The organism is Lactobacillus amylolyticus (assembly GCF_003999355.1).
Classification (GTDB): domain Bacteria; phylum Bacillota; class Bacilli; order Lactobacillales; family Lactobacillaceae; genus Lactobacillus; species Lactobacillus amylolyticus.
The window spans coordinates 860,853-882,724 of record NZ_CP031835.1 but is presented as its reverse complement, the minus strand read 5'-3'; the positions used below and the strand labels follow the sequence as shown (position 1 = coordinate 882,724).

The 21,872-nt window shown below is 35.8% G+C and carries 26 protein-coding genes, 1 other RNA gene and 2 pseudogenes; 21 read left to right on the top strand and 8 right to left on the bottom strand.

Going from position 1 to position 21,872, the window contains the following annotated elements; all coding sequences use genetic code 11:
- Window positions 1–150: 150 nt before the first annotated feature.
- Both D0Z64_RS08330 and D0Z64_RS04505 read right to left on the bottom strand, forming a co-directional pair.
- Window positions 151–324: a hypothetical protein gene (locus D0Z64_RS08330; protein ID WP_155860196.1), complete on the bottom strand. Its 174-nt coding sequence runs from the start codon at window positions 322–324 to the stop codon at window positions 151–153.
- Window positions 325–410: 86 nt separating this feature from the next.
- Window positions 411–671, bottom strand: a complete 261-nt coding sequence (locus D0Z64_RS04505) for a hypothetical protein (RefSeq protein WP_080881518.1) — start codon at window positions 669–671, stop codon at window positions 411–413.
- 192 nt (window positions 672–863) lie between these two features.
- Here D0Z64_RS04505 and D0Z64_RS04500 point away from each other — a divergent pair, with 192 nt between their 5' ends.
- From D0Z64_RS04500 to D0Z64_RS04430, 15 genes and pseudogenes are all read left to right on the top strand, one after another.
- The gene (locus tag D0Z64_RS04500) at window positions 864–1,376 is read left to right on the top strand and encodes a VanZ family protein (protein WP_080881517.1); all 513 of its coding nucleotides are present in this window, start codon (window positions 864–866) and stop codon (window positions 1,374–1,376) included.
- A gap of 91 nt (window positions 1,377–1,467) precedes the next feature.
- Window positions 1,468–2,199 carry a YebC/PmpR family DNA-binding transcriptional regulator gene (locus D0Z64_RS04495; RefSeq protein WP_006352230.1) on the top strand — a complete coding sequence of 244 codons (732 nt, stop codon included), beginning with the start codon at window positions 1,468–1,470 and terminating at the stop codon, window positions 2,197–2,199.
- A gap of 117 nt (window positions 2,200–2,316) precedes the next feature.
- Complete coding sequence (gene comGA / locus D0Z64_RS04490) at window positions 2,317–3,294, top strand: competence type IV pilus ATPase ComGA (RefSeq protein ID WP_080881516.1); 978 nt, start codon at window positions 2,317–2,319, stop codon at window positions 3,292–3,294.
- A pseudogene (locus tag D0Z64_RS04485) lies at window positions 3,260–3,622 on the top strand (type II secretion system F family protein); the annotation flags it as partial. The gene comGA and the pseudogene D0Z64_RS04485, both read left to right, overlap by 35 nt.
- Window positions 3,623–3,774: 152 nt before the next feature.
- On the top strand, window positions 3,775–5,136 hold the full coding sequence (locus tag D0Z64_RS04480) for an IS4 family transposase (RefSeq protein WP_080881954.1): 1,362 nt from the start codon (window positions 3,775–3,777) through the stop codon (window positions 5,134–5,136).
- A gap of 134 nt (window positions 5,137–5,270) precedes the next feature.
- Window positions 5,271–5,930: pseudogene (locus D0Z64_RS04475) on the top strand (type II secretion system F family protein); the annotation flags it as partial.
- 2 nt (window positions 5,931–5,932) lie between these two features.
- Entirely contained in the window at window positions 5,933–6,283 is a 351-nt protein-coding gene (gene comGC, locus D0Z64_RS04470; RefSeq protein WP_080881515.1) for a competence type IV pilus major pilin ComGC, read from the top strand.
- A complete protein-coding gene (locus tag D0Z64_RS04465) occupies window positions 6,255–6,698 on the top strand; it encodes a prepilin-type N-terminal cleavage/methylation domain-containing protein (RefSeq protein WP_164742122.1) in 444 nt (147 codons plus the stop codon). Before comGC ends, D0Z64_RS04465 begins: the two co-directional genes overlap by 29 nt.
- On the top strand, window positions 6,685–6,897 hold the full coding sequence (locus D0Z64_RS04460; RefSeq protein ID WP_006351788.1) for a type IV pilus modification PilV family protein: 213 nt from the start codon (window positions 6,685–6,687) through the stop codon (window positions 6,895–6,897). Before D0Z64_RS04465 ends, D0Z64_RS04460 begins: the two co-directional genes overlap by 14 nt.
- 3 nt (window positions 6,898–6,900) lie before the next feature.
- Window positions 6,901–7,389 (top strand): competence type IV pilus minor pilin ComGF, encoded by a 489-nt coding sequence (gene comGF, locus D0Z64_RS04455; protein WP_080881513.1) that lies wholly within the window; start codon window positions 6,901–6,903, stop codon window positions 7,387–7,389.
- 171 nt (window positions 7,390–7,560) lie between these two features.
- Entirely contained in the window at window positions 7,561–8,565 is a 1,005-nt protein-coding gene (locus tag D0Z64_RS04450; protein WP_080881512.1) for a class I SAM-dependent methyltransferase, read from the top strand.
- Between the two features lie 37 nt (window positions 8,566–8,602).
- Window positions 8,603–9,787, top strand: coding sequence for an acetate/propionate family kinase (locus D0Z64_RS04445; RefSeq protein ID WP_040457050.1), 1,185 nt, complete (start codon window positions 8,603–8,605; stop codon window positions 9,785–9,787).
- 60 nt (window positions 9,788–9,847) lie between these two features.
- Window positions 9,848–10,215: a transfer-messenger RNA gene (ssrA, locus tag D0Z64_RS04440) on the top strand.
- 816 nt (window positions 10,216–11,031) lie between these two features.
- Window positions 11,032–11,505: an ArpU family phage packaging/lysis transcriptional regulator gene (locus D0Z64_RS04435; protein ID WP_127345668.1), complete on the top strand. Its 474-nt coding sequence runs from the start codon at window positions 11,032–11,034 to the stop codon at window positions 11,503–11,505.
- A 525-nt stretch (window positions 11,506–12,030) separates the two neighbouring features.
- Complete coding sequence (locus D0Z64_RS04430) at window positions 12,031–12,414, top strand: hypothetical protein (RefSeq protein ID WP_127345667.1); 384 nt, start codon at window positions 12,031–12,033, stop codon at window positions 12,412–12,414.
- 175 nt (window positions 12,415–12,589) lie between these two features.
- On the opposite strand, the gene D0Z64_RS04425 is transcribed toward D0Z64_RS04430, so the two are convergent.
- From D0Z64_RS04425 to D0Z64_RS04400, 6 genes are all read right to left on the bottom strand, one after another.
- Window positions 12,590–13,126: a hypothetical protein gene (locus tag D0Z64_RS04425; protein WP_127345666.1), complete on the bottom strand. Its 537-nt coding sequence runs from the start codon at window positions 13,124–13,126 to the stop codon at window positions 12,590–12,592.
- A gap of 86 nt (window positions 13,127–13,212) precedes the next feature.
- A complete protein-coding gene (locus tag D0Z64_RS04420) occupies window positions 13,213–13,929 on the bottom strand; it encodes a helix-turn-helix domain-containing protein (protein ID WP_127345665.1) in 717 nt (238 codons plus the stop codon).
- Between the two features lie 133 nt (window positions 13,930–14,062).
- The gene (locus D0Z64_RS04415; protein WP_127345664.1) at window positions 14,063–14,386 is read right to left on the bottom strand and encodes a DNA-binding protein; all 324 of its coding nucleotides are present in this window, start codon (window positions 14,384–14,386) and stop codon (window positions 14,063–14,065) included.
- Window positions 14,387–14,421: 35 nt separating this feature from the next.
- Window positions 14,422–14,850 carry a hypothetical protein gene (locus tag D0Z64_RS04410; protein ID WP_080881505.1) on the bottom strand — a complete coding sequence of 143 codons (429 nt, stop codon included), beginning with the start codon at window positions 14,848–14,850 and terminating at the stop codon, window positions 14,422–14,424.
- Window positions 14,851–15,100: 250 nt separating this feature from the next.
- Entirely contained in the window at window positions 15,101–15,514 is a 414-nt protein-coding gene (locus D0Z64_RS04405; RefSeq protein WP_127345663.1) for a hypothetical protein, read from the bottom strand.
- Window positions 15,515–15,700, bottom strand: a complete 186-nt coding sequence (locus tag D0Z64_RS04400; RefSeq protein WP_080881503.1) for a helix-turn-helix domain-containing protein — start codon at window positions 15,698–15,700, stop codon at window positions 15,515–15,517.
- A 143-nt stretch (window positions 15,701–15,843) separates the two neighbouring features.
- On the opposite strand from D0Z64_RS04400, the gene D0Z64_RS04395 reads away from it, so the two are divergent.
- The 6 genes from D0Z64_RS04395 to D0Z64_RS04370 all read left to right on the top strand — a co-directional run bounded on the left by D0Z64_RS04395 (window position 15,844) and on the right by D0Z64_RS04370 (window position 21,857).
- Window positions 15,844–16,668, top strand: coding sequence for a helix-turn-helix domain-containing protein (locus D0Z64_RS04395; protein ID WP_127345662.1), 825 nt, complete (start codon window positions 15,844–15,846; stop codon window positions 16,666–16,668).
- Window positions 16,669–16,921: 253 nt separating this feature from the next.
- Window positions 16,922–18,073 carry a site-specific integrase gene (locus tag D0Z64_RS04390; RefSeq protein ID WP_127345661.1) on the top strand — a complete coding sequence of 384 codons (1,152 nt, stop codon included), beginning with the start codon at window positions 16,922–16,924 and terminating at the stop codon, window positions 18,071–18,073.
- A 218-nt stretch (window positions 18,074–18,291) separates the two neighbouring features.
- Complete coding sequence (gene manA, locus D0Z64_RS04385; RefSeq protein ID WP_080881500.1) at window positions 18,292–19,257, top strand: mannose-6-phosphate isomerase, class I; 966 nt, start codon at window positions 18,292–18,294, stop codon at window positions 19,255–19,257.
- Window positions 19,258–19,288: 31 nt separating this feature from the next.
- The gene (locus tag D0Z64_RS04380; RefSeq protein WP_040457047.1) at window positions 19,289–19,678 is read left to right on the top strand and encodes an SdpI family protein; all 390 of its coding nucleotides are present in this window, start codon (window positions 19,289–19,291) and stop codon (window positions 19,676–19,678) included.
- 2 nt (window positions 19,679–19,680) lie between these two features.
- Window positions 19,681–20,397 carry a response regulator transcription factor gene (locus tag D0Z64_RS04375; protein ID WP_080881499.1) on the top strand — a complete coding sequence of 239 codons (717 nt, stop codon included), beginning with the start codon at window positions 19,681–19,683 and terminating at the stop codon, window positions 20,395–20,397.
- Window positions 20,397–21,857, top strand: a complete 1,461-nt coding sequence (locus D0Z64_RS04370; RefSeq protein ID WP_080881498.1) for a sensor histidine kinase — start codon at window positions 20,397–20,399, stop codon at window positions 21,855–21,857. Before D0Z64_RS04375 ends, D0Z64_RS04370 begins: the two co-directional genes overlap by 1 nt.
- The last annotated feature ends 15 nt before the right edge of the window (window positions 21,858–21,872 follow it).

Sequence of the window (21,872 nt, the reverse complement as noted above, 5' to 3'; positions counted from 1 at the left end):
TTAGCAAAGTAGTAATTAGCGGCTTGTTTGTACGCAGATAATCGCCATGTATACGATAGATGCTTTCAAGCTTCTTTAGCGCTGGACCTTCATGCAATCGCTCGTCCAAAATCTCTTTAATGTTTTTTATTACATCATCTACTAGTTGGGCTAAAAGATCGTATTTATCGGTGTAATGCAGTTAGAAAGTTTGCTGGTCAATATATATGCTCTTTTAGCAATTTCACTGACTGTTACTTTGTTAAAGCTTTTTTCTTGCAGAATATCAATGAATGCCGTTTTAACGGCAGTGGTTGTTCTAATAGTTCGTAAATCTTTTTTCATAATAGTTCAATTTTATATAAAAAACCCTACAATAAACAATATTGTAGGGCATAAGCTAATAATAATTCACAATTGTAGCTATCCAATTACTTGTTTAATTTGCGGTAGCCGAAGTAGAATTGTACTATTGCTAATACAACGTTTAGACAGTTGATTGCTAAGAAACAATTGCTAAGAGCACCAGCTGGATGACTTACGCCGTAAAAGACCCAGAAGCCAATTACAACAGCGGCAACATTAATCCAAGCAAAGGTCTTTTGTAAAGATTGGTTATCAAGTTTGAACCACATCCAAATCACGTTAATTAAAAACCAAATAGCTAAAACCCAAAAAACAAAGTTAAACATTTTGATATCTCCTTTGATAATCAATATGTTTTAGAATATTTAGTAAAATTTTATTTACAGTCACTATTATAGTCACTATTATATCAGCTGGCGAATAAAATAATGCACAATAGTCAAATAATTGATGGCTGACAGATAATTGACAGTTGGCAATAAATTGGCTATTAAGTCGCAAATTTTGAGGAGAAATTGATGAAGAACTTTAAATTTACTAAAACCGAAAAGATCTCTTTGACATTGGCATTGCTTGTGTTAGTCGTACTTTTTATCTCAAGTTCAATGACCTATAAGCAGCAGGAAATGGATCCAGCAGAAATTAAACGCCGGTTTGGTTTTATTGAACCGGTAATCAAAAACTGGAATATCAAATACGCCGGTGCCTGGCATAACCGAGTTTCAGATGGTGGAATAGCTGGATTTACACAATTTTTTGTTAGAAAATTGGCCCATTTCGGCACATATTTCTTATTAGGAATTTTTTCTTATTTTGGTTTAAAAAGAGTTTTTGTTTTTAAATGGACGGGACCATTCTTTGTTTGGTTTATGACTATTGCATTTGCTGCTTTTGATGAATATCACCAATATTTAACAGGTGATCGTACTCCTAGCGTTCATGATGTAATGCTGGATGGAGCTGGCAGTTTATGTGGAATTATTATTTTAATTAGTTTGCTTGGCTGTTACTATGAAAATCGGGAAAAATAAAGCGATAAACCACTGATAATATTGAATTTTAATAGTGTGTGAGTTAAGATAATTAACGTTAATAATATAAATAAAAGAAAGAAGGATTCTAATGTCAGGACATTCAAAATGGCACAATATTCAAGGCCGCAAGAATGCGCAAGACGCAAAAAGAGGTAAGATTTTCCAAAAGTTATCTCGTGAAATTTATATGGCTGCAAAGAGTGGTGGTCCTGACCCTTCAGGGAATCCTAATTTGCGGATGGTAATTGATAAGGCACGTGCTAACAACATGCCAAAGAACAATATCGAACGTGCAATTAAGAAGGCTGAAGGTAACTCAGACGAACACTACGACGAAATTACTTATGAAGGCTACGCCCCAGGTGGTGTTGCTGTTTTTGTCGAAGCTTTAACTGATAACAAGAACAGAACTGCTTCAGATGTTCGTGTTGCCTTTACTCGTAACGGTGGTTCTCTTGGTGCTACTGGTTCAGTTAGCTACATGTTTGACCGTAAGGGCTACATTGTAATTGATCGTTCAACTACTGATGCTGACGAAGATCAAGTTTTGCTTGATGTTATGGACGCTGGTGGTGACGATTTGCAAACTAGTGATGATGCTTTTGAAATCTATACTGATCCTAAGCAATTCGCACAAGTTCGTGATGCTCTTGAAAAGGATGGTTACAAACTTGCTAACGCAGAATTGACCATGATTCCAAAAAACACCACTCCAGTTCCAGCAGATAAGAAGGAACAATTTGAACACTTAGTTGATGCTCTTGAAGATAACGACGATGTTCAAAATGTTTACACTGCTGCAGCAGATGATGATGAATAATTCTTAATAGAATCGTCTAGTCGAAAGGCTAGACGATTTTTTAATTTTTAAATTTTTTCGGTAAAATTCTCCTTTTTTACGTACTTAATATATAGAGGGCTAAAAAGGAGGATTTTTTTGCAAATAAAAGAATTAATTGAAGAAATTTTGCAGCAGGCAGTTCAGAAAAGAATAAGCGATATTTTCTTTTTGCCAAAGAGTGATTGTTATCAGCTCGCTTTTCGTGAAGATAGCGGCGTGAAAGTTGTTCGAGATTTCAAGCGGCAGATGGGAATAGGATTGATCAATTATTTTAAATACGCCGCGCAAATGGATATTGCTGAACATCGCAGACCTCAAGTAGGCGCGATGAATTATTGCAATGATGAAACTGAATATTACTTGCGTTTATCCAGTTTGGGTGATTTTGATGATCAAGAATCGCTAGTCATTCGAATTATTTATCAAACTGATCAGAGCAGCTATTTTTTTCCAGAACAGTTGCAGCAAATTGTGCAGTTTAGTCGTAAGCGAGGATTAATTGTAACTAGTGGTCCCACGGGTTCAGGCAAAACAACAACGATGTATGAAATTGCCAAAAAAATTGGAGCAGGAAAAATCGTAATGACGATTGAAGATCCTGTTGAAGTACATGAGAGCAGTTTTTTGCAAGCGCAGATCAATAATGAGGCCGGCATTAATTATCAGAGCCTGTTAAAAGCGGCATTACGGCATCGACCTGATATTTTAATTATCGGTGAAATTCGTGATTCAGGAACAGCGAGACTAGCCATTGATGCTGCATTAAGTGGGCATTTGGTCTTAGCAACGGTGCACGCGAAGAGTACCTTACAGACAATTACCCGACTTGAAGGATTAGGAATTCGCAATGATGAATTAGCTAACTGTTTAACGGCGGTTTCTTATCAGCGCTTGCTGCCCAAAAATGGCAGCGGCTTTTCATGCTTGATGGATATCGCTGGTGGACAAGTACTTCAAGATAATTTGATGCGCGATGTTCGTGACGAATTCGTTTTATGGCAAGAGAATATTATCAAACTTAAAGAGGAGGGAGCCATTGATGAATATGCTTACAGTTTCTTCAAAGAAGGATAAATTAAATGGAGAAGAACAGCTCGAATTCTTAGATTATCTAAAGAGCAGTTTAAAAAACGGCTTTTCTTTGAATAGCAGTTTGGAATTAATGGCTGTTATGTGGCCCAAAAAAAGACAACTATTAATTACTTTAAATCAGCGAATGCAAAATGGTGGGTCGCTTACAACCGAGCTTTTGCGTTTAGGTTTTTCAAAAACTACGGTTACGCAGATTAACTTGGCATTGAGTCAGGGAAATTTGGTTGAATGCTTGTCGCAGTTGACAATAATTAACCGCCTAAAGAATCAGCAGATTAAAAAGTTGTGGGTAGAACTATCAATGTCATTAAGTTAAGGCATTGACGAAAGTTTAGCTTTATGAACCGAATCATTTTGATTCGGTTCTTTTTCTTTTTAAAATAAAAAGTGAGCAGAGTTTATTCGCCCTTCTGCTCACTCTTTATCTCTTATTCGGTCTTTCATAGAAAGGTTGCGTCTCTCATGAAATCCCTTCACTCAAATATTTTAAAACTGATGGATAGTATTATCAATAAGATCGCTGCCAACATTCATGATTTTTCTGTTTCAGATCAGGCTTTTACCCGCTGTCGCAAGCTTAATCCGACTGATTTGATTAAGCTGATTCTCAACATGGGAGCGGGCAGCTTAAACTCGGAAATTTTTCATGCTTTTCCCGATGTGAATTCTAGAATGACAGTCTCAGCTTTCGAACAACAAAAGGCTAAATTAAAGCCCGAGTGTTTTAAAGAAATTATGGCTAAGCTTAGTCAGGCAAGCGATGCATTGCAATTACTGGATGACAAATACTTAGTTGTAGCGCTTGATGGTTCTGATTTTGATCAGCCCTTTAATCCTAAATCGGAAAATATTTTTCAAGGCAAAGATGGTCGAAGATATTGTCAGATTCACGTAAATGCTCTCTATGATGTTCTAAACAAGTTATATTTGGATTTAGTTTTTCAGCCGCGACAAAAAATGAATGAACGTGACGCGGCTCTTGCAATGTTAAAAAACTTAGCGCAACGAGAAAAAGATTTTATAGTTCTAATGGATCGTGGCTACAGCAGCTTTAATCTAATTGAAAACTGCAATCGGCTAAAGCATTGTCACTATGTGATCAGAACTAAAGCTGGATATGGCGCTATTAAAGAAATTGCTGGTATGTCAGAACAAGAATATGATATTGACCTGTCTTGCAGAGTAACCTCGTCACATCATTATTACGTTACTCATAAAGACAGGGAAAAATTTCTGCACCTGATTCTACACAAAAAACATCACTATAAAGCTATCCGTTCAAAAAATACCAAAGACTGGCGCTGGGATTTCGAAGGCCTATGCAATGTCAAGTTTCGGGTTTGCAAGTTTAGAATTAATCCGCCAGGTTCAGCTGATGAGTGGGAAGTTCTTATCACTAACTTGGACCGTGACGAATTTCCTTTAGCCAGAATGAAAGAGATCTATCATCTTCGCTGGGGAATAGAAACGTCTTTTAGAGAGCTTAAATATGATTTAAGCGGAGTGCAGTTTCATTCTAAAAAAGATCAGTTTGTTTACATGGAAATATACGCTCACTTTGCAATGTATAACGCCGTGAGTTTATCAGCTGCTTCTAGCTCAAAACCTTATTCTCAGGGAAAATATCAATATCGAATAGACTTTAAAATGGCCTGCTGTGTTTGGCGGCGGTATTTTGGTATAAGCGATAATTCAGATAAAGCCTTCACGCAATTATTGCTGGATATGGCATTTTATTTAACTCCGATCAGACCGGGAAGAAAGGATAAGCGAAATTTAAGAGCTAAATTAGTGATTGGCTTCCCTTATCGTTTAGCAGCTTAAACTAATTCGAAATGGCTATCTTGTGATGGCTTATTTGTGCTATCAAAAAAGACATTTACCGAATAAAACAATTCGATAAATGTCTTAAAAAGTATCATCAGCTTTGTCAATGTCTTAACTTAATGACATTGGTAGAACTATCATATCCTTTTGTTTTGGCAGGGATGATGATCGTCTTGCTGCTTTTTATGCAGACTTTTGTTTCTAAGCAATTTCAGGAAAGCAGCAATTATACCGGTGACATTATTTTATTATCTTTGGTTGTTATCATTGGTGGCGGAGTATTTTATTTTGCCAAAATGCTGACGCTACTAGCTAAACAAGATTATGCTTCTCTGAAAAAATTAAGCAAATATGCTTTTATTGGCAAAACTATTAGAACTTATGTCAACTATTTAGTGGTCTACGATATTGGAATGCTGCTTGCGAGTGGTTTTTCGTTGCAGAAAATGTGTGAATACGCTGCTAAGCAGTATGCTGGTTCGTTACAGCAATATTTAGGCAAAAAAATCGGTGAAAGATTGAATCAAGGAATAAGTCTAGAAAAAATTATCAAGGAAGAAGATTTTTTGCCTGATAATTTACTGCTATTGTTGCAGAGCGGATCAAAAAGAGACAGCCTCAGCAAACGGTGTCTGCTTTTGGGTCACAGTTTGTTTACAGAATTAACAGGCAGAATTGAAAAGCTCGTTGTTAGCGTGCAGCCATTTTGTTTCATCATTTTAGGGTTATGTATTGTTGGAATGTATTTGAAATTATTGCTGCCAATGTACAGCATGATGCAGGGGATATAACGATGAAAAAGAGAGTTAAAAACTATTTAATTAATTTAATGAAAAAGAGTCGCAAACAATCAGGCTTTACCCTGATTGAAATGGTAATTGTTATTGCGATTATCGTTATGCTTTTAATCATTATCGCGCCAAATTTGGTTAACCAAAGAAATCACGCGCAAAAGAAAACGGATGAAGCGTTTGTTTCGACTTTGCAAACACAGGTTGAACTTTACCAGGACAATCATCCAGGCAAAAAAGTTACCAGTTTGGACGTATTAAAAGATGGTGATTACTTGACTAAGGACCAAGAGAGCAAACTTGGAAAATATGAGATTGATAAAGATGGCAAAGTTAGACAAAAGCAAGAGTAAGGGCTTCACTTTGCTCGAAGCACTGATTACTTTGTTCATCGTATGTCTATTAGCAACTGTTGGCAGTTTGCAGTTAAAAGAATATCGCACACAGCTAGTATTTTATGCCGCTGTAGAAAAATTTAGGAACAGCTTTGAACGAGCAAGTCGAATGGCAGTGTTAAAGAATCAAAATGTGTGTATTGATTACAGTGAATATGACCGTTGTTTAATAATTAAAAGCAAGAATGGTGAAGAGAGAATAGATATGCCAGCCAACCTCACTATATTCAACAGGAATGCCAACCTTCATAATTATGAAATTCAAAGAAATGGTTCAGTTAGTCCTACTACTTTGCGATTTGCTTATGGCAAATATTCTAAGAAACTGCGAATTCAAATGACTTGGGGAAAGATAATCTATGATGAAGAATAAAGGCTTTTTAATGATTGAAAGCTTGATAGCATTGATGATCACGTTGATTGCACTGACTGCTTTTACAACAATGATTCTTGATAGCAGACAGTTTGAAAAGAAAATTGAGTATCGCAGCGATCGGGCATTGGCGAATTATATGTTGAATGAATTTAAGCTTAAGGAAGTCGTTGTTCATGATCATGTTTTTAGGGAGTAGCATATGAAAGCTAAAAAGGGATTTTTGCTGATTGAAGCAATTTTCTCAGTGTTTATCACTCTGCTAATTGTGATCGCGCTGCAGAATTTGCTGGTTAGTTTAAAAACAGCACGTCATTTAAAGCATCCGGTTAATGAGGTAGCCTTTTCCTACATTCAGTTGAACAATTTTTTAAAAGAGCACGAGTCTTATGCACTGCCTGAATTATCAAATAGCAGAAAAGCGGATTTTTCCGGATTGAAAGACAATAATAAAGTATATGTTTTAGGAAAATATAAAAACATGATCAGGGTAACTACTAATGCAAGTGGACATATGCCTTTATTGTTAAATGTTGATCAAGCAGAATTTGAAACGAGCAAAAACAGAATCAAAATTTTTATTACTGAAGAAGATGGACGAAAATCAGAATTGTATTTTAAGTTGCGGGAGAAACCGGATGAAGCAAAAGAAGAAAAGAAAGCGGTCAAAGGGAAGCGCACTTCTGAGTAGCATTTTAGTTTTAAGTACTTGTCTATTGTATTTGACTTTTTATCAGCAGATTTTGCATGATACTGTGGAAAGCAATCAAATGATAATTGAATATTTGCGAGATAATTAACTTTACTTGCCACCCTTTGATTCTTTTTATTAAAATAAATAAGGATTAGAAGAAGGGTGAATATGGAAAATTTCGAAAAACTTTTTAACCAATTTTTAGCTTGCGTAACAATCTTGCAAGACGCACTTAATGTTTCTTTTGGCGAAGCATTGACTGAAACCTTTGATAACTTGGAAAATGGCAAGATCAAGGTTGAGATGGGCGCTCCTGATACAGAAACAGTTGCCCAATTAAGCAAAATGTATGCCAAATTGAATTATGAGCAGTTGCCAAAACGCAGCAAAGTCTTGATTTTTAACTATTTGACTTTAAAAGCGATCAATGACGATGGCCGCAACAGCAATCAAATGCCGACGCCACCAGTTTTGGCAACGGTCATTGCTCTCTTAATGCAGCGACTTTTGCCAGCACATCAACAGCTGGAAGTAGTTGATCCTGCCCTGGGTACTGGTTCACTTCTTTATTCGGTCATTAATCAATTAAAGACAGAGAATCATTCCAAGAATTTTTACCAGTTGGCTGGGATCGATAATGATGAGCAAATGCTAGATTTTGCTGATATTGCAGCTCATTTGAATGAACTAAAGATTGATCTTTATTGTCAAGATGCGATGATGCCTTGGATGACAGAGCCGGCCGATGCTATTGTGTCTGATTTGCCGATTGGTTATTATCCACTAGACAATAATGCTGAGTACTTTGAATTAAAGAATAAAAAAGGACATTCTTACGCTCACTTTTTATTTGTAGAGCAAATCGTTAAAAATCTAAAAGCTGGCGGTTTCGCATTCTTGCTTGTTCCAACAGGGATGCTGCAAGGAAAAGATCGTAATCAATTTATGCCATGGTTGACTAAGAAAGTTTTCCTCAATGCAATTATTGATTTGCCGGATGACATGTTCAGAAATAAATTTAACCAAAAATCTATTTTAGTTTTCCAGAATCATGGTGATAATGCTAAGGCTAAAGATGTCTTATTAACTAAATTAGACTCACTTAAGAAAGAAGATTCCCTAATCGCATTTAATATTAAACTTAACGAGTGGTATACTAAATCTAGTGATTAGTTTGTGAAAAAAATCATTAGTTGTGGAGGATTTTCTTATGAAGAAAGTATTAGCAATCAACTCAGGTAGTTCTACATTTAAATACAAGCTTTTTTCAGTATCTGATGAAAAGGTACTGGCATCGGGAATGGCTGATCGAGTAGGGCTTGATGGCTCAACCTTTGAAATTAAACTTGCCGATGGTACTAAGCATGTTGAACACGTGAAGATCCCAGATCAAGAAACTGCTGTAAAGCTTTTAATTGAAAACTTGAAAAAGTATAAAGTAATAGATAATATTCATGAAATTATTGGGGTAGGACACAGAATTGTTGCTGGTGGAGAAGATTTTAAAGAATCTACTATTATCACCAAGGACAATATTCAGAAAGTATTCGATTTAACGCAATACGCACCGCTTCACAATATGCCAGAAGCAATGGGAATCGAAGCTTTTATGAATATTTTGCCAGATGTTCCTCAGGTTGGTGTCTTTGATACTTCCTTCCACCAATCTTTGGATCCTGTGCATTATTTGTATTCAATTCCCTATGAATATTATGAAAAATATAAAGTACGTAAATACGGTGCTCACGGAACTTCAGTCCGCTATATAGTTCAAAGAAGCAGTGAATTATTGCACAAAGATCCTAAGGATTTGAAACTAATTGTTTGTCACTTAGGCTCAGGCGCATCAATTACGGCTGTTAAGAATGGCAAATCTTATGATACTTCAATGGGCTTCAGTCCATTAGCTGGTATCACGATGTCTACTCGTTCCGGTGATGTTGACCCATCACTTCTTGAATACATTATGAACAAGGAACATTTGGACATTGACCAGATCATTGCCGTGTTAAACAAAAAGTCAGGTTTGCTCGGTATTTCTGGTATTTCTCCAGACATGCGCGATATCAACACAAGCGATAAGCCACGTGCTAAACTTGCTAGAAAAATTTTCATTAACAGAATTATTCGTTACATTGGTGCATATTATGCTGAAATGGGTGGAGCCGATGCAATTATCTTCACGGCTGGTGTAGGTGAACATGATAAAGGCGTTCGTCAAGCTGTGATGGAACAACTTGCATTCATGGGCATTGATCCAGATCTTGAGGCTAACGAAACAAATGGTGAAAAGTTCATCACCAAGCCTGATTCTAAGATTAAGGTCATGATTGTACCTACTGATGAAGAGTTAATGATTGAACGTGATGTTGCAAGATTGGCCAAATTAGACTAATTAAGCCAAATATTTGAGAACATAGCAATTAATTTGTATAATAGATAATGTTCTCTTTATGGGGATGTTTTTGGGATTCGACAGGCGTAGACTTGCATTGACTGCAATTCGTAGGTTACGTCTACGTAAAAACGTTAATTTAAATTTAACTGCAAAAAACAGTAATTCTTACGCATTAGCTGCCTAATTAGGCGCATGTGTTGCCTTTAACCAGCTTACTCGTGGCCGGTTCTAGGTATCAACATTAGCGAGTTACGTTTAACTACCCCACCTGAATAGTTAGAAAGAGTCTGAGCAGGTTAGCTAGTTCATTCTAGCCCTGTTATATGGCGTTTTGAGCTAGTGAAGTTCAAGTAATATAACTATGATTGTAGAGGTCAGTGATGAGCTGCGTCTGGACAGGGGTTCAACTCCCCTCATCTCCATAGATAAAATAATGCTTTAATTTCAATGCCTTGAAAACGTTGATATTAAAGCATTTTTGCTTTTTGAAACTTTCTGAAATTAATTGAAATTGTAAAAAAATACTTCATATTCTACTTCATATTTTTGAGCTTTTAGTATTTAATTTATTTTGGTGCAAGCGAGTTAATCAAAAGCTTTTAACTTATGCATTATTCCTCGATGCGATGCATGGCATGTTATAATATAAGAGTTCTTAATATCAATAAACATAGTTAAAAAAGATCAGCCCATTTTTGGACTGATCTCTTTTTTGTGCTGAAATTAGATCAGAATTTGAGATTGTGAGTGGTACGTCCAATAAAAATCGGGCATCCCCTTGACGTGAAAAGTCTCAGGACGATTCTAGCTTTACTTTGACTTCAAATATTTAACAAGTTTTCACAATCGGAAAACATGTTTTTCACTACACAATTTTCAGCATTGAGATTCAGGTTTTATCAGGTTCTGCATTAATGACTTGATTTATAGAATTGGACTTTTTATTTATTTATTTTGCTGAAAAAGAATGTACATCCCTTGATATAATAAGCTTTCTAGTGAATTGGTAAATCTTCAAAAACTCCAAAAATTGCCAACTTTTGCCAACGGTCAAGTTCGATATATTAAATCGGCTTATTTTTGCGTTTTAAGCCATTTATTTTTGCTTACGTGTAACTATGCATAGTTCATTTTAAAACCACTCATACTTCAAAATCTGCTCGATTAGAAAGAATTATCTTAATATTTGACGTTATAATTAAAATGCTATGATTAAGATTTTTCATGAATGAGGTTTGTATATGTTCTTTGCTGAAATTGACGAAGATGAAACTTGTCGTCAAACAAGACACTTCTTCAACAAGACACTTGATCGCTACTTAAATTTAAGCAGTAAGAGACGTTTTGACCTCAGTAGTCCAATTATTACGGGGATGCCCAAAACTAAGAGCAACGTTAATAACCAAGATAGAGCGATGATGCGGATTTTCTATGCTGAAAAGATTGTAGATTGTGTTTCTGATGCCGTTAATTCTTGCAACAACGATTCCTCCAAGCCGTACAAAGCAATCTTGGTCGGTTGCTATTTTGACCATTTGTCCCTAGTTCAAATAGGCAAGCAAATTGGATATACAAGCCGACAGCAGTCAAAGCTAAGCAACTTGAAGAATGAGGCATTGCTTGAATTTGCCGAAAGATTTGAAGGCATTCAGCAAGCGAAACAGATTGAACCGCCGATCAAATTGATTGCGTATGTCGATACGGGGATTTACTAGGGTACTCCTGAATGAACTTTCTTCACTTTGCATCGACACGATTACGTTAACGACAAATGTTAGGTTTTGTTATGGTTAACAGGCTCGAAAATAAATATGCCCTTTTTTAGTTCCCGACAAATATGACCAATAATTAGCAAGTCTGCTCGAATTTTATTTTTAAAAGTGTTGCATTTTTTCAGCAGAAAACGTTGATAAAATAGCATTCTTGCTCTGAAATATGTAACGCTTTGTAACGCTTAATTCTGATTAATTTAACTTCAAGTTAGGTTTTGTTAGGTTTATGTCTGTTTTTGTTAGGCTGAATACTAAGATTTCCTAATCTGAGAACAGGTTTTAACAGGTTGATTGAGGTTTTCTGAGGTTCAAAGTTCGGATTCTAAGCAGAATTTACAATTTAAACTAAGGGTTTTCTTAGGGCAGTTGAACTTCAAAGCCGAACAAAGTACAGGGTAAATATAGGGATATATATTGCATCCCGACTGATGGCATGAAAATAAATAGTATCTGAGGGAGGCTAGACTTATGGAATTAATGAATATAGACAGGAAGGCAACTAGAAGCAGAGTAGACCGCTTCTTCAAGAATGATTTACAGTATTATCTTTTACGCTATGGCTATTCGCTCCATGATCTTGTTGATGGTATTCCAAAAGAGCCGATCAATGAAGCATCTATCATCTATCAAGCTCTCAGGACGTGCAAGCCGTTGTATAGGACGTTAATTGAAAAGTATTATCTTGATGGTGAGCTGGTATGGCAAATAGAACAGGAATTACATATAAGCCATAATTCGATATGCCGATTAAGAATTGAGGCTATCTGTCAATTTGCCACCAACTTAGTGGCGCTCCAAGAATTTCATAAAATAGAACCAGTTCTCGATCTAAGAGCTATGAAGCATGAGTAGTATTTCGGCAAGCTAGTTACCCTTGTGGCGTCCATCATACTAGGGTAGTGGAACCGTCCTAACCATTTAGGCGCTGACGCTGAAAAGGCATGGAATCGGCTTATATCATGCCATTTTGGCTCTCTTTCAGAACAAAAAAACAACCGTACGCTTGAATACGGTTGTTGTAGTAAGATTAATTCAAATTAGTTTTACTTATATAGTCACCAATGTGAGTAATTAAGTTCTTGATGCTAATTGGTTCATGTTTATTGTGTAAGCTAGTTATGGCAAATTCAAAGTCTTCTAATGAGTAACCACCTTTGAGCCTTTGCTCTAATTGCGAATAGTTTTGTTTAGTTATTACGTAATGCTTATTAGTGATGCTTCTTAGCATACTTTGAAGAGCATTGCATTGATAATCTAAATTAAAACCGTTGTATGGTTGATAATGCTTTGCTTTGATCTTGGAGGCTGGTCTTTTAGTACAAGAAATACTCTTCTCAGATTTGTTTTTATCTTGATCTTTCTTGGTCTCAAAAGATATCTGTTTATCCTTAGCCCCCTCTGAACCACTTTTTGCAGTTCTAGAAGTTCTTGTAGTTGGTTGAATAGAAGAGGCTATCTGCTGACTGATCATATTCAAATCTTCTATGTCTTTTGTAGTTCCATAATCTATTTCAGGAGGCATATCTTCAACACTAGGCAAATCATAGAAGGGGATATCGTCCATAGTCTCATTTTTATCTTGTGGATAAGTTGGAGCCCGCGGATGATCTTTATTAGAGGAGGATTTTTCCTCTTTATTAATAACTCTATTTAATACTCTATTAGTTGCCCGATTTTGATATAGGTCGATACCCGATTTTGATATAGGTTCCAATTAGTGACCAGTGGAGAATCAATGAAAAACCGATCAGGCAAAGATATTTTTTGAGGAAAAGTGGCGTAACTATAAAAGGCTCTGATTTCTAGATGTTTTCCCTTGATGCTGTCATAAGTGAGATATTGTGCTTGTTTTAGTCGATCAATACTTCTCTTAACTGTTATAGGACTGCATTTGAATATTATGGCTATATCCGTCTTGGTAGTTATAACAGTTGGGATAGCATTTTTAAGCTTCTTGTCTTGATTAATCTTTTCTTGTTTTTTGCTTTCGCTTACCAGATAGCCGAAAATCAATTCATCTATTCTTCTTAAAGACAAATCTTGAAGAAGATAATCAGGAATCAATATAAATCCTGTAGATGCTTTGCTTGTTTCTGATACTGGTAAAACTTTCAGCTTGCGAACTTCTTTCTTATCAGTCGGCAAGCGCTTAATGAGTTTAGCTTGTTTTAAGCTCAGGATAGCCTTTTGAATTGACGTATTGTTAGAATGATGCCGTTTTGCCAAAGTCTTATTGGTAATATAGCAAGTCCCTTTTTTGGCATATATGTCATAAATCTCGCCAAAAATTATGATTGATAGTGGTGAAAGATTGTAGTTGGAAACTATGGCAAGTGGTATCTTCAAGTTATATGCTGTTGCTGTCATAATTCACCACCTTTGATAAAAAAAGACATCCAATAGGGATGTCTTACACTTGCTTCAATTAGAAGTCTTTGATTAACTCGCTTGCGCCAACAAGTCTGTTATAATTTACGTGTAAAAATCTTTCGGAAAATTTTTACTTATGGCTCACAACTACTCCAATAGTTGTGGGCTTTTTTGTCTTCATATTCGGCTCCTTTTCTTGCCTCTCATGAGATTTGAGCCATTGAGTGATTGACTGCTTGCCGTAAAGTTTTCGACCGTCAATGACAGCAACGGGCATCCCTAGACTTGCCCAATAGCTAATCGTTGAATCTGCAACGCCGAAATACTTTGCAATCTCTTTTCTGTTCAAGTAGGGACGGGAATTTGAACCAATTTGACTAATGGCATCTTGTACGATTGATACGACAGTGTTCTTAATTTTGGCTTGATCTTGCTGATCTAAATTGAACTCCATGCTATTCACCATCTTTCAGAAATTCTTTTAAAATACTAATTCATATTTGAAATTTGATTTTCAAGCTCATGAAGTACGTCTTCAAATTTTTTACGATTATCAGAGGATATATTGCCCTCTGATAATGCTTTTTTGATGGCTTTAATCAACTCATGAGCGTTTATTAAATAGTCATCATCTTGTTCATTTTTCATGAATGCACTTTTTGGCATCAGTGAAAATACTTCATCTAGATCATGATCTTCTTTTTCTTTCTCTGTCATTTTGGGTTCTTTCAAGCCGTGAGGGAAGTTGTAAATATAGCCTTCACTTACTAAGCCGTTATCTATTGCCCATTGAGTAGGTGAGCCGTCAATATTAATAAAATTTTGTCTAAGCAACTCATGATAGGTTTCTTCAAGTGTCACATTCATGCCTATTTTGTTTAGCATGAGTTGAGCTTGCTTTACTATGGGAGTGTTCATTTTTGTCTTTTCCTTTCTTTAATCTTGATTCTTGATACCACAGCAATAATTGTGATCGTCACTTAAATCGGTAGTTTTGTCTTTTTGATTTTCCATAATCTTCACGCTTTCTAAAAAATAGAACTAATAATATTTGCTAATGACAGTAACAAGGTGGTGGCTATTGAGATAAAGAGCATCAAATTAAACTTCATATCTGATGCATCATCAGGCAACAAGAACCACTCGCAAAATGCTTGATATAAGTGTTTCATCCCTTTTCACCGTCTTTCTTTTGATCAGGATGAATTATCAGATACTGACCAAGTTTAGAGGCTCGCAGCCGCTTAATGCGCTGTCTACTTGCTTCATTTTCTTTCTCACGCTTATTGAGATACTGATTAAATTCAATAGGGTCATTAGACATCCAATAACCATCATCCTTAGTGGAACAAACGGGATAATTGTGATCTTGCAAAGATGCCACACAATCCGTGATCGCTCTTGATTGAATCCCAATTAGCCTCACTAAGTCTTTACTATGGATAGCATTAGCTTTACCAATATGAAATTGAAGAATCTTCAATAGTCTTTTTGAATTATCTGATAAAGGTTTGTCTTTCATTTGGGATGCATCTTGCGAAAATACATCATCAAGATCAAGACAGGTTTGACCGTATTCCATTTAGTTCACCTTCTTAGAGACTTTATGTTCATTAACAAATTGTTTTAAATCGTCTAGATCAATACGCTTTGATTTGCCGACTTGAACGACTGTTAATCCTTGTTCAATGTATTCTCGTAAAGAAGCGGGGGATTTAAATCCTAAATATTGTTGAGCTTCTTTAAATGAAAGTAATTGTTTTGTCATTTTTTCACCTCATTTTTATACATAATGTATTATTTTGCTTTCGATACTGATTATACATTTTGTATTTTAAAAATTCAATACAATTCGTATAATTATGTGTGAATTAATGATATTATATTAATAAGTAGAGGTGGTGAAGTATATTGGGTAATAGAATTAGAGAGTTACGTAAAAATAAAAAATTGACGTTGAAGGAAGCAAGTTCCGCTTTAAAAGAATATGGACTACCAATCACGGCGGATACTTTATCAAAATATGAAAGAGGAGACAGAGAACCGAAACTTGAAACATGGAAGAAATTAGCAAACTTTTTCGGTGTTTCTGTTTCATACTTGCAAGGAATACAATCGAATTATACGCAAAGAGACGTTTTTAGAATATTGAATAATAATTATTTTAATTCTGATAATAATCTATATGACATTCATGAAATACTTGAAGAGGTGTTTACTTTTTCACCCGATATTCCTAGACTTGATAGTTTATTTTCTAGGGATGAAATAAAGAAATTTACAACTAATGTACAAAAGTATTGGCAAAAGTATTTTTCATTTTTGGCAAATCATGTATTAATTCAGGATTTTTATAATTCGCCAATATCGCCACAAAGAGATATTTTGCTTAAAGAATGTATATTTAATCTTCTTGAAGAACATGTGATTTTAATTACAGAAACTACTTTAAGTAAAAGGTATGAAGATAATTTACAAGACTTCATAGATACATTTGATTCTTATATGATGTATGAAACTAGGTTCGGCAATAAGCAAGACATTATTAGTCTTACAGATGCTCTAATTAAAGAAGCCAAGAAATTCAAAAAGGACATTAAGAATTTACCAGATAGTAATGTAAAAGTTCGCCCTAAATCCTTTTTGAATGAATTTTATTTTAATAATTATGATGAAATGTTGAATTATGCAAAGAACAAAGCTAAGACCTGTAAGCCTAATAAAGAGATTTTTTAAATTAATTGTGATATGTGCAAAATTGCGCACGTATTGGATTGTTTCAAAAGCTAGGCATTGAACCGCCTTAATTTAAGTTGTCCTTGTGAGTGGTCGTTCTGTATACGTGCTTTATTGTCCCGTCTCGTTAGGGATGAACCGCCTTTGCATGTCTTTATTTTTCACAACTTATCACAAACCGTGATATATCAATTACTCATTAGAAGCCTTTGATTAGCTCGCTTGCGCCGTATGAGTAAAAGAGGTTTTAACTATGAATAATGATATTAAGAAATACACGACACCAAGTGGACAAACTAGGTATAAATTCTTGTTGTATGTCGGCGTTGATGAAATAACAGGGCATACAATACAGATTAAGAAACAAGGCTTTAAAACAAAAAAAGAAGCACTAGAAAGCTATCTTAAATATCAATTAAAGGTGGTAAAAGGTGAGTATGTTCCTATAAGCAAACAAAAAATGCGGTTAAGTGATCTTTATGATCGATGGATTAAGCTCTATAAAACCACGGTTCAAGAAAGCACTTTTGTTTCAACTAAGAAGATATTCAAGAACCACATTCTTAAACAACTCGGTAACATTTACCTAGATAAATTGAACGTGTATGAGTGCCAACAAGCCGTAAATGCTTGGTTTGTTGAAGCTCCTAAAACATTCAAGCGGTTCGTCTTTTACGCTTCAAAGCTTATCAATTACGGTATTACTATGGAGCTAATGAAGAGAAATCCTATGAAGAAAGTGATCTTGCCAAAAGTTGAAAGAGATAATAGCAAATTTACTAATTTTTATTCTAAGGAAGAGCTTAATAGCTATCTGACCGATGCAAAGAAATATAATTTTAGATATTTCATGTTTTTTAGATTGCTTGCTTATTCAGGGATGCGAAAAGGTGAGTGCTTGGCTCTCAAATGGTCGGATATTGACTTTAAGAATAAGACTATCAATATTAACAAGTCACTTGCATCAGGCGAAAATAATCGCTTGTATCTGTCACCATGTAAGAATAAGAGCAGTGTACGTGTTTTAGATATGGATTCTAAAACAATGGACTACTTGAAAGAGTGGCGGATGAAACAACAAAAAGAGATGTTCAAGCTAGGGATGAACTTCCTTAGTGATGATAACTTACTGTTTGCTAATACTAAGGGAACTTATACGGTCTTATCAAAACCACAACGATGGAATGATGCAATTTGCAAATACTATGGTTTAAGACATATTAAAGTTCACGGCTTTCGACACACTCACGCTTCTTTGTTGTTTGATGCGGGCGTATCTATGAAGGACGTTAAGGAACGGCTAGGACATTCCGACATAACCACTACCATGAATATTTATACTCACGTAACTAAAAAAGAAGCGAAAAAGACGGCGGTCAACTTTGCAAATTACATGGAATCATAGGCAAAATACTTCATATTGTACTTCATATATTTGTAGAACGTTGATATTAAAGCATTGAGAGGGATTATTTCTAATCCCCCTCATCTCCACTAGATACAAAATCGCATTAGATTAATTTCTAATGCGATTTTTTCTTATGTTAAAATTATTAAATGAAAAGCGAAAGGGGTTTCATTTTTGTTTATAGAAAGTATATACTTTATGTGAGGCGAATTTTGATGGAACCAATTTTTTTAACACCATATTTTAGACCCAAAATTTGGGGTGGACGCAAACTAGATACAATTTTTCATTATGATATTCCAGAAGGCAAAGTTGGCGAAGCCTGGATTATTTCTGGATACAAAGATGATGCTTCAACTGTAACTGCAGGACCACTTAAAGGTAAATCATTGAGAGATGTTTACCATGAGCATCCTGAACTTTTTGGCAATCCTAAAGCAAAAGAATTTCCATTATTAGTAAAATTCTTGGATGCCAATGATAACTTATCAGTGCAAGTGCACCCAGATGATGATTATGCAGCCAAAGTAGAACATGATTCAGGCAAAACTGAAAGCTGGTACGTTATGCAGGCTGACCCAGGCGCATATCTTATTTATGGTCACCATGCCAAAACCAGAGAAGAGCTGGCTGATATGATTCATAAAGGCGAATGGGACAAGCTTTTGCGTAAAGTCCCAATCAAAGCTGGCGATTTCTTCTACGTTCCAGCTGGTACCATTCATGCTTTGACAAAGGGCAGTTTGGTAATTGAAACACAGCAATCCAGTGACGTAACTTATCGTCTTTATGATTATGATCGAGTTGATAAAAAGACTGGCAAAAAACGTGAACTTCATACGCAAAAGTCAATTGACGTAACAACAGTTCCGCACGTTGATCCTAAACTTAATGTTCATACTGATAAGGATCAAGATGCTTCAATCAAGACTCTTGTTGAGCCACCAATTTCGCCGCATTTTTACTTATGGCAAATTGATTTGGACGGTACTTGGAAGTCCAGTCTCAAGAATCATCCATATTTGTTGGTTTCTGTAATTAAAGGTTCTGGCAAGCTTGAAGCTGATGGTCAAAGTTGGGATCTAAAGCTCGGAACGAATTTAATTATTCCAGATCAGATGAAAAATTTTGCTCTCACTGGTAAAATGAGAATTATAATGTCTGCTCCAGGTGAAGAATAGACAACAATTTTATTAGGGAAGCGAATTAATAGTGATCTACATAGCTTGTGGTAGCGTAATGATGGCAGTTGGTTTAATTTGGCTGATTTCACCAGCCAAACGACCGAACCAAATTTATGGCTATTTATCATATTTAGCTCAAGTGAATAAGGCAAGTTTTAAATTTGCACAGAGACGAGCAAGTTTATATTGTTTGCTCTTTGGCTTTATTCAATTTGTAATCGGGCTGATTATCCACTTGCTTAATGCGGATCGCTTTTTTCTTATATGGCTGTTGACTTTCTACATTTTCATTATTTTGCCGATAGTCTGGACTGAGAAGAGTCTTCAAAAATTTTTAAAAGCAAGAAATGAGTTGCCACCTGATTATGTTGAGCCAGACAAAGTTAAACATCATCGGACAAAGGGATTTAAAGATTAAGAATGAGTTTAAAAATTTTGATGGTTGAAGATGACACCTCTGTTGCTGAGATGATGGAGATGTTTTTCAAAAAAGAAGGATGGCAGCAAGATGTTGCCGTTGATGGCGTGCAAGCAGTTGAGATGTTTAAAGAGCACGCCTCAGAATACGATTTGATTACTCTAGACTTGAATCTGCCTAAAAAAGATGGCATTCAAGTTGCTAAAGAAGTTAGACAAATTTCACCTACAGTACCAATTATTATGCTGACGGCACGGGGAAGCGAAGCTGATCAAGTTCTAGGCTTGGGCGTTGGTGCTGACGACTATGTATCAAAGCCATTTAGTCCAATTGCATTAATTGCTCGTATTAAGGCGCTTCATCGACGCGTAATGATGGATGAGCCTACCAATAATGCTGTTAACAATGATTATGATATTCAAACGCAGCATCTTAAAATTTCAAAATCAAGAAGAGAAGTTCTGTTTGATGGCAAATCAGTGACAACATTGACGCCTAAGGAATTTGATCTGTTATTTACGATGGCACAAAAGCCTAAGCAGGTCTTTTCACGGGACCAATTATTGGAACTGGTATGGGGATATGAGTATTACGGTGAAGAGAGAACGGTTGATGCTCATATTAAGAAATTGCGGCAAAAACTTGAAAAAGTCGGTCCTCAAGTTATTCAAACTGTCTGGGGTGTCGGCTATAAATTTGATGATTCGCAAGTTGAATAATGAAACTTATTTATCAGCACATGCTCAGTTTCTTATTGATTATCATTACTTCAGTTTCAATTATTGGCTTCACTGAAATTGATTACGTTCGCAATCAAGCTTATGAGCAAAATTTTGGGCGAATGGAAAGCTATGGTAATGCGATTGGTAAATTGGCTGTAACAGAAGGCAGTGGCAAAAAAGAAACGCTGGATACGACTTTTTTAAATCAATTGCAGTTTATTCTTAGTGCTGAGCATGTTCACTTTCGAATTTTTAACACGAAAAATAAACAGATCTATCCTCAAACCACAACCACTTTTAAGTTGCCCAATAACGTTTATGATTCTTTGAAAAAAGGTCAGGAAATTCGAATTCGCAACAATAATCAGGAAAGCGCGTATATGGGGCAAACCAAATACGCTTATACCGGTGTCTTGATGCCTTGGTTTAGCAAGCAAAAACTGATTGGGATCATTTGGATCGGTTCGACAGTTCGCAATGTTGAACGACCAATCACTATGGCAAAGAAAAACTTGATCAATGCCTTAATTATTACTTTGGTAGTAGGATTAATCTTAAGTTTAATTTTGGCATACTACTCAACCAGCAAAATCAAACGCCTTTCAAGGGCAACGGAAAAAGTTGCCGCCGGAGATTTTGATGTTCAAATTGAACATAAGGATCATGATGAAATCGATCAGTTGGCAGCCAATTTTAACCGCATGGTTCGAAAATTAAAGAAGTCGAATGAAGAGGTCAAAGCGCAGGAAGAACGACGTGACCAATTTATGGCCGATGCGGCTCATGAGATGAGAACACCGCTAACTACGATTAATGGAATTTTGGAAGGTTTGCAATATGATGCAATTCCTGAAGAATCTAAGCCTAAATCCATTGCTTTAATGCGCCGAGAAACTAAAAGATTGATTAGACTGGTCAATAAAAATTTGGATTATGAGAAGATTCGCAATAACCAAATTATGTTGATCAAGACTAACTTTGATGCCTGCAAAGTGTTGCATGATTTGCAAACTCAATTGGAACAAAATGCTAAAAAGGCTAATGATCAATTGATTTTAGATGTTCCAGCTAAATTGCCGATTTATGCAGATCATGATCGTTTTACTCAAATTATGGTTAATCTGATTCAAAATGCAATTCAATTTACCCATGATGGTAAAATTACGATCAAGGGTCGTCGTTTGCTACATGCCTGTGAATTGCAGGTAACTGATAATGGGATCGGGATGAGCCCAGAACAGACTAAATATATTTTTGAGCGCTTCTTCAAAGCAGACCCATCAAGAGCACGTTTGGGGAAAGGTGAATCTGGCTTAGGATTATCAATTGTTTCATCCCTGATTAAGCAGCACGGCGGGAAAATTTCGGTTAAATCCAATCCCAAAGAAGGATCAACCTTTACAGTCATCATTTATGACAAAGGTTATGAGCAATTTGTTGCAAAAGAAAACGACTAGTATTACTAGCCGTTT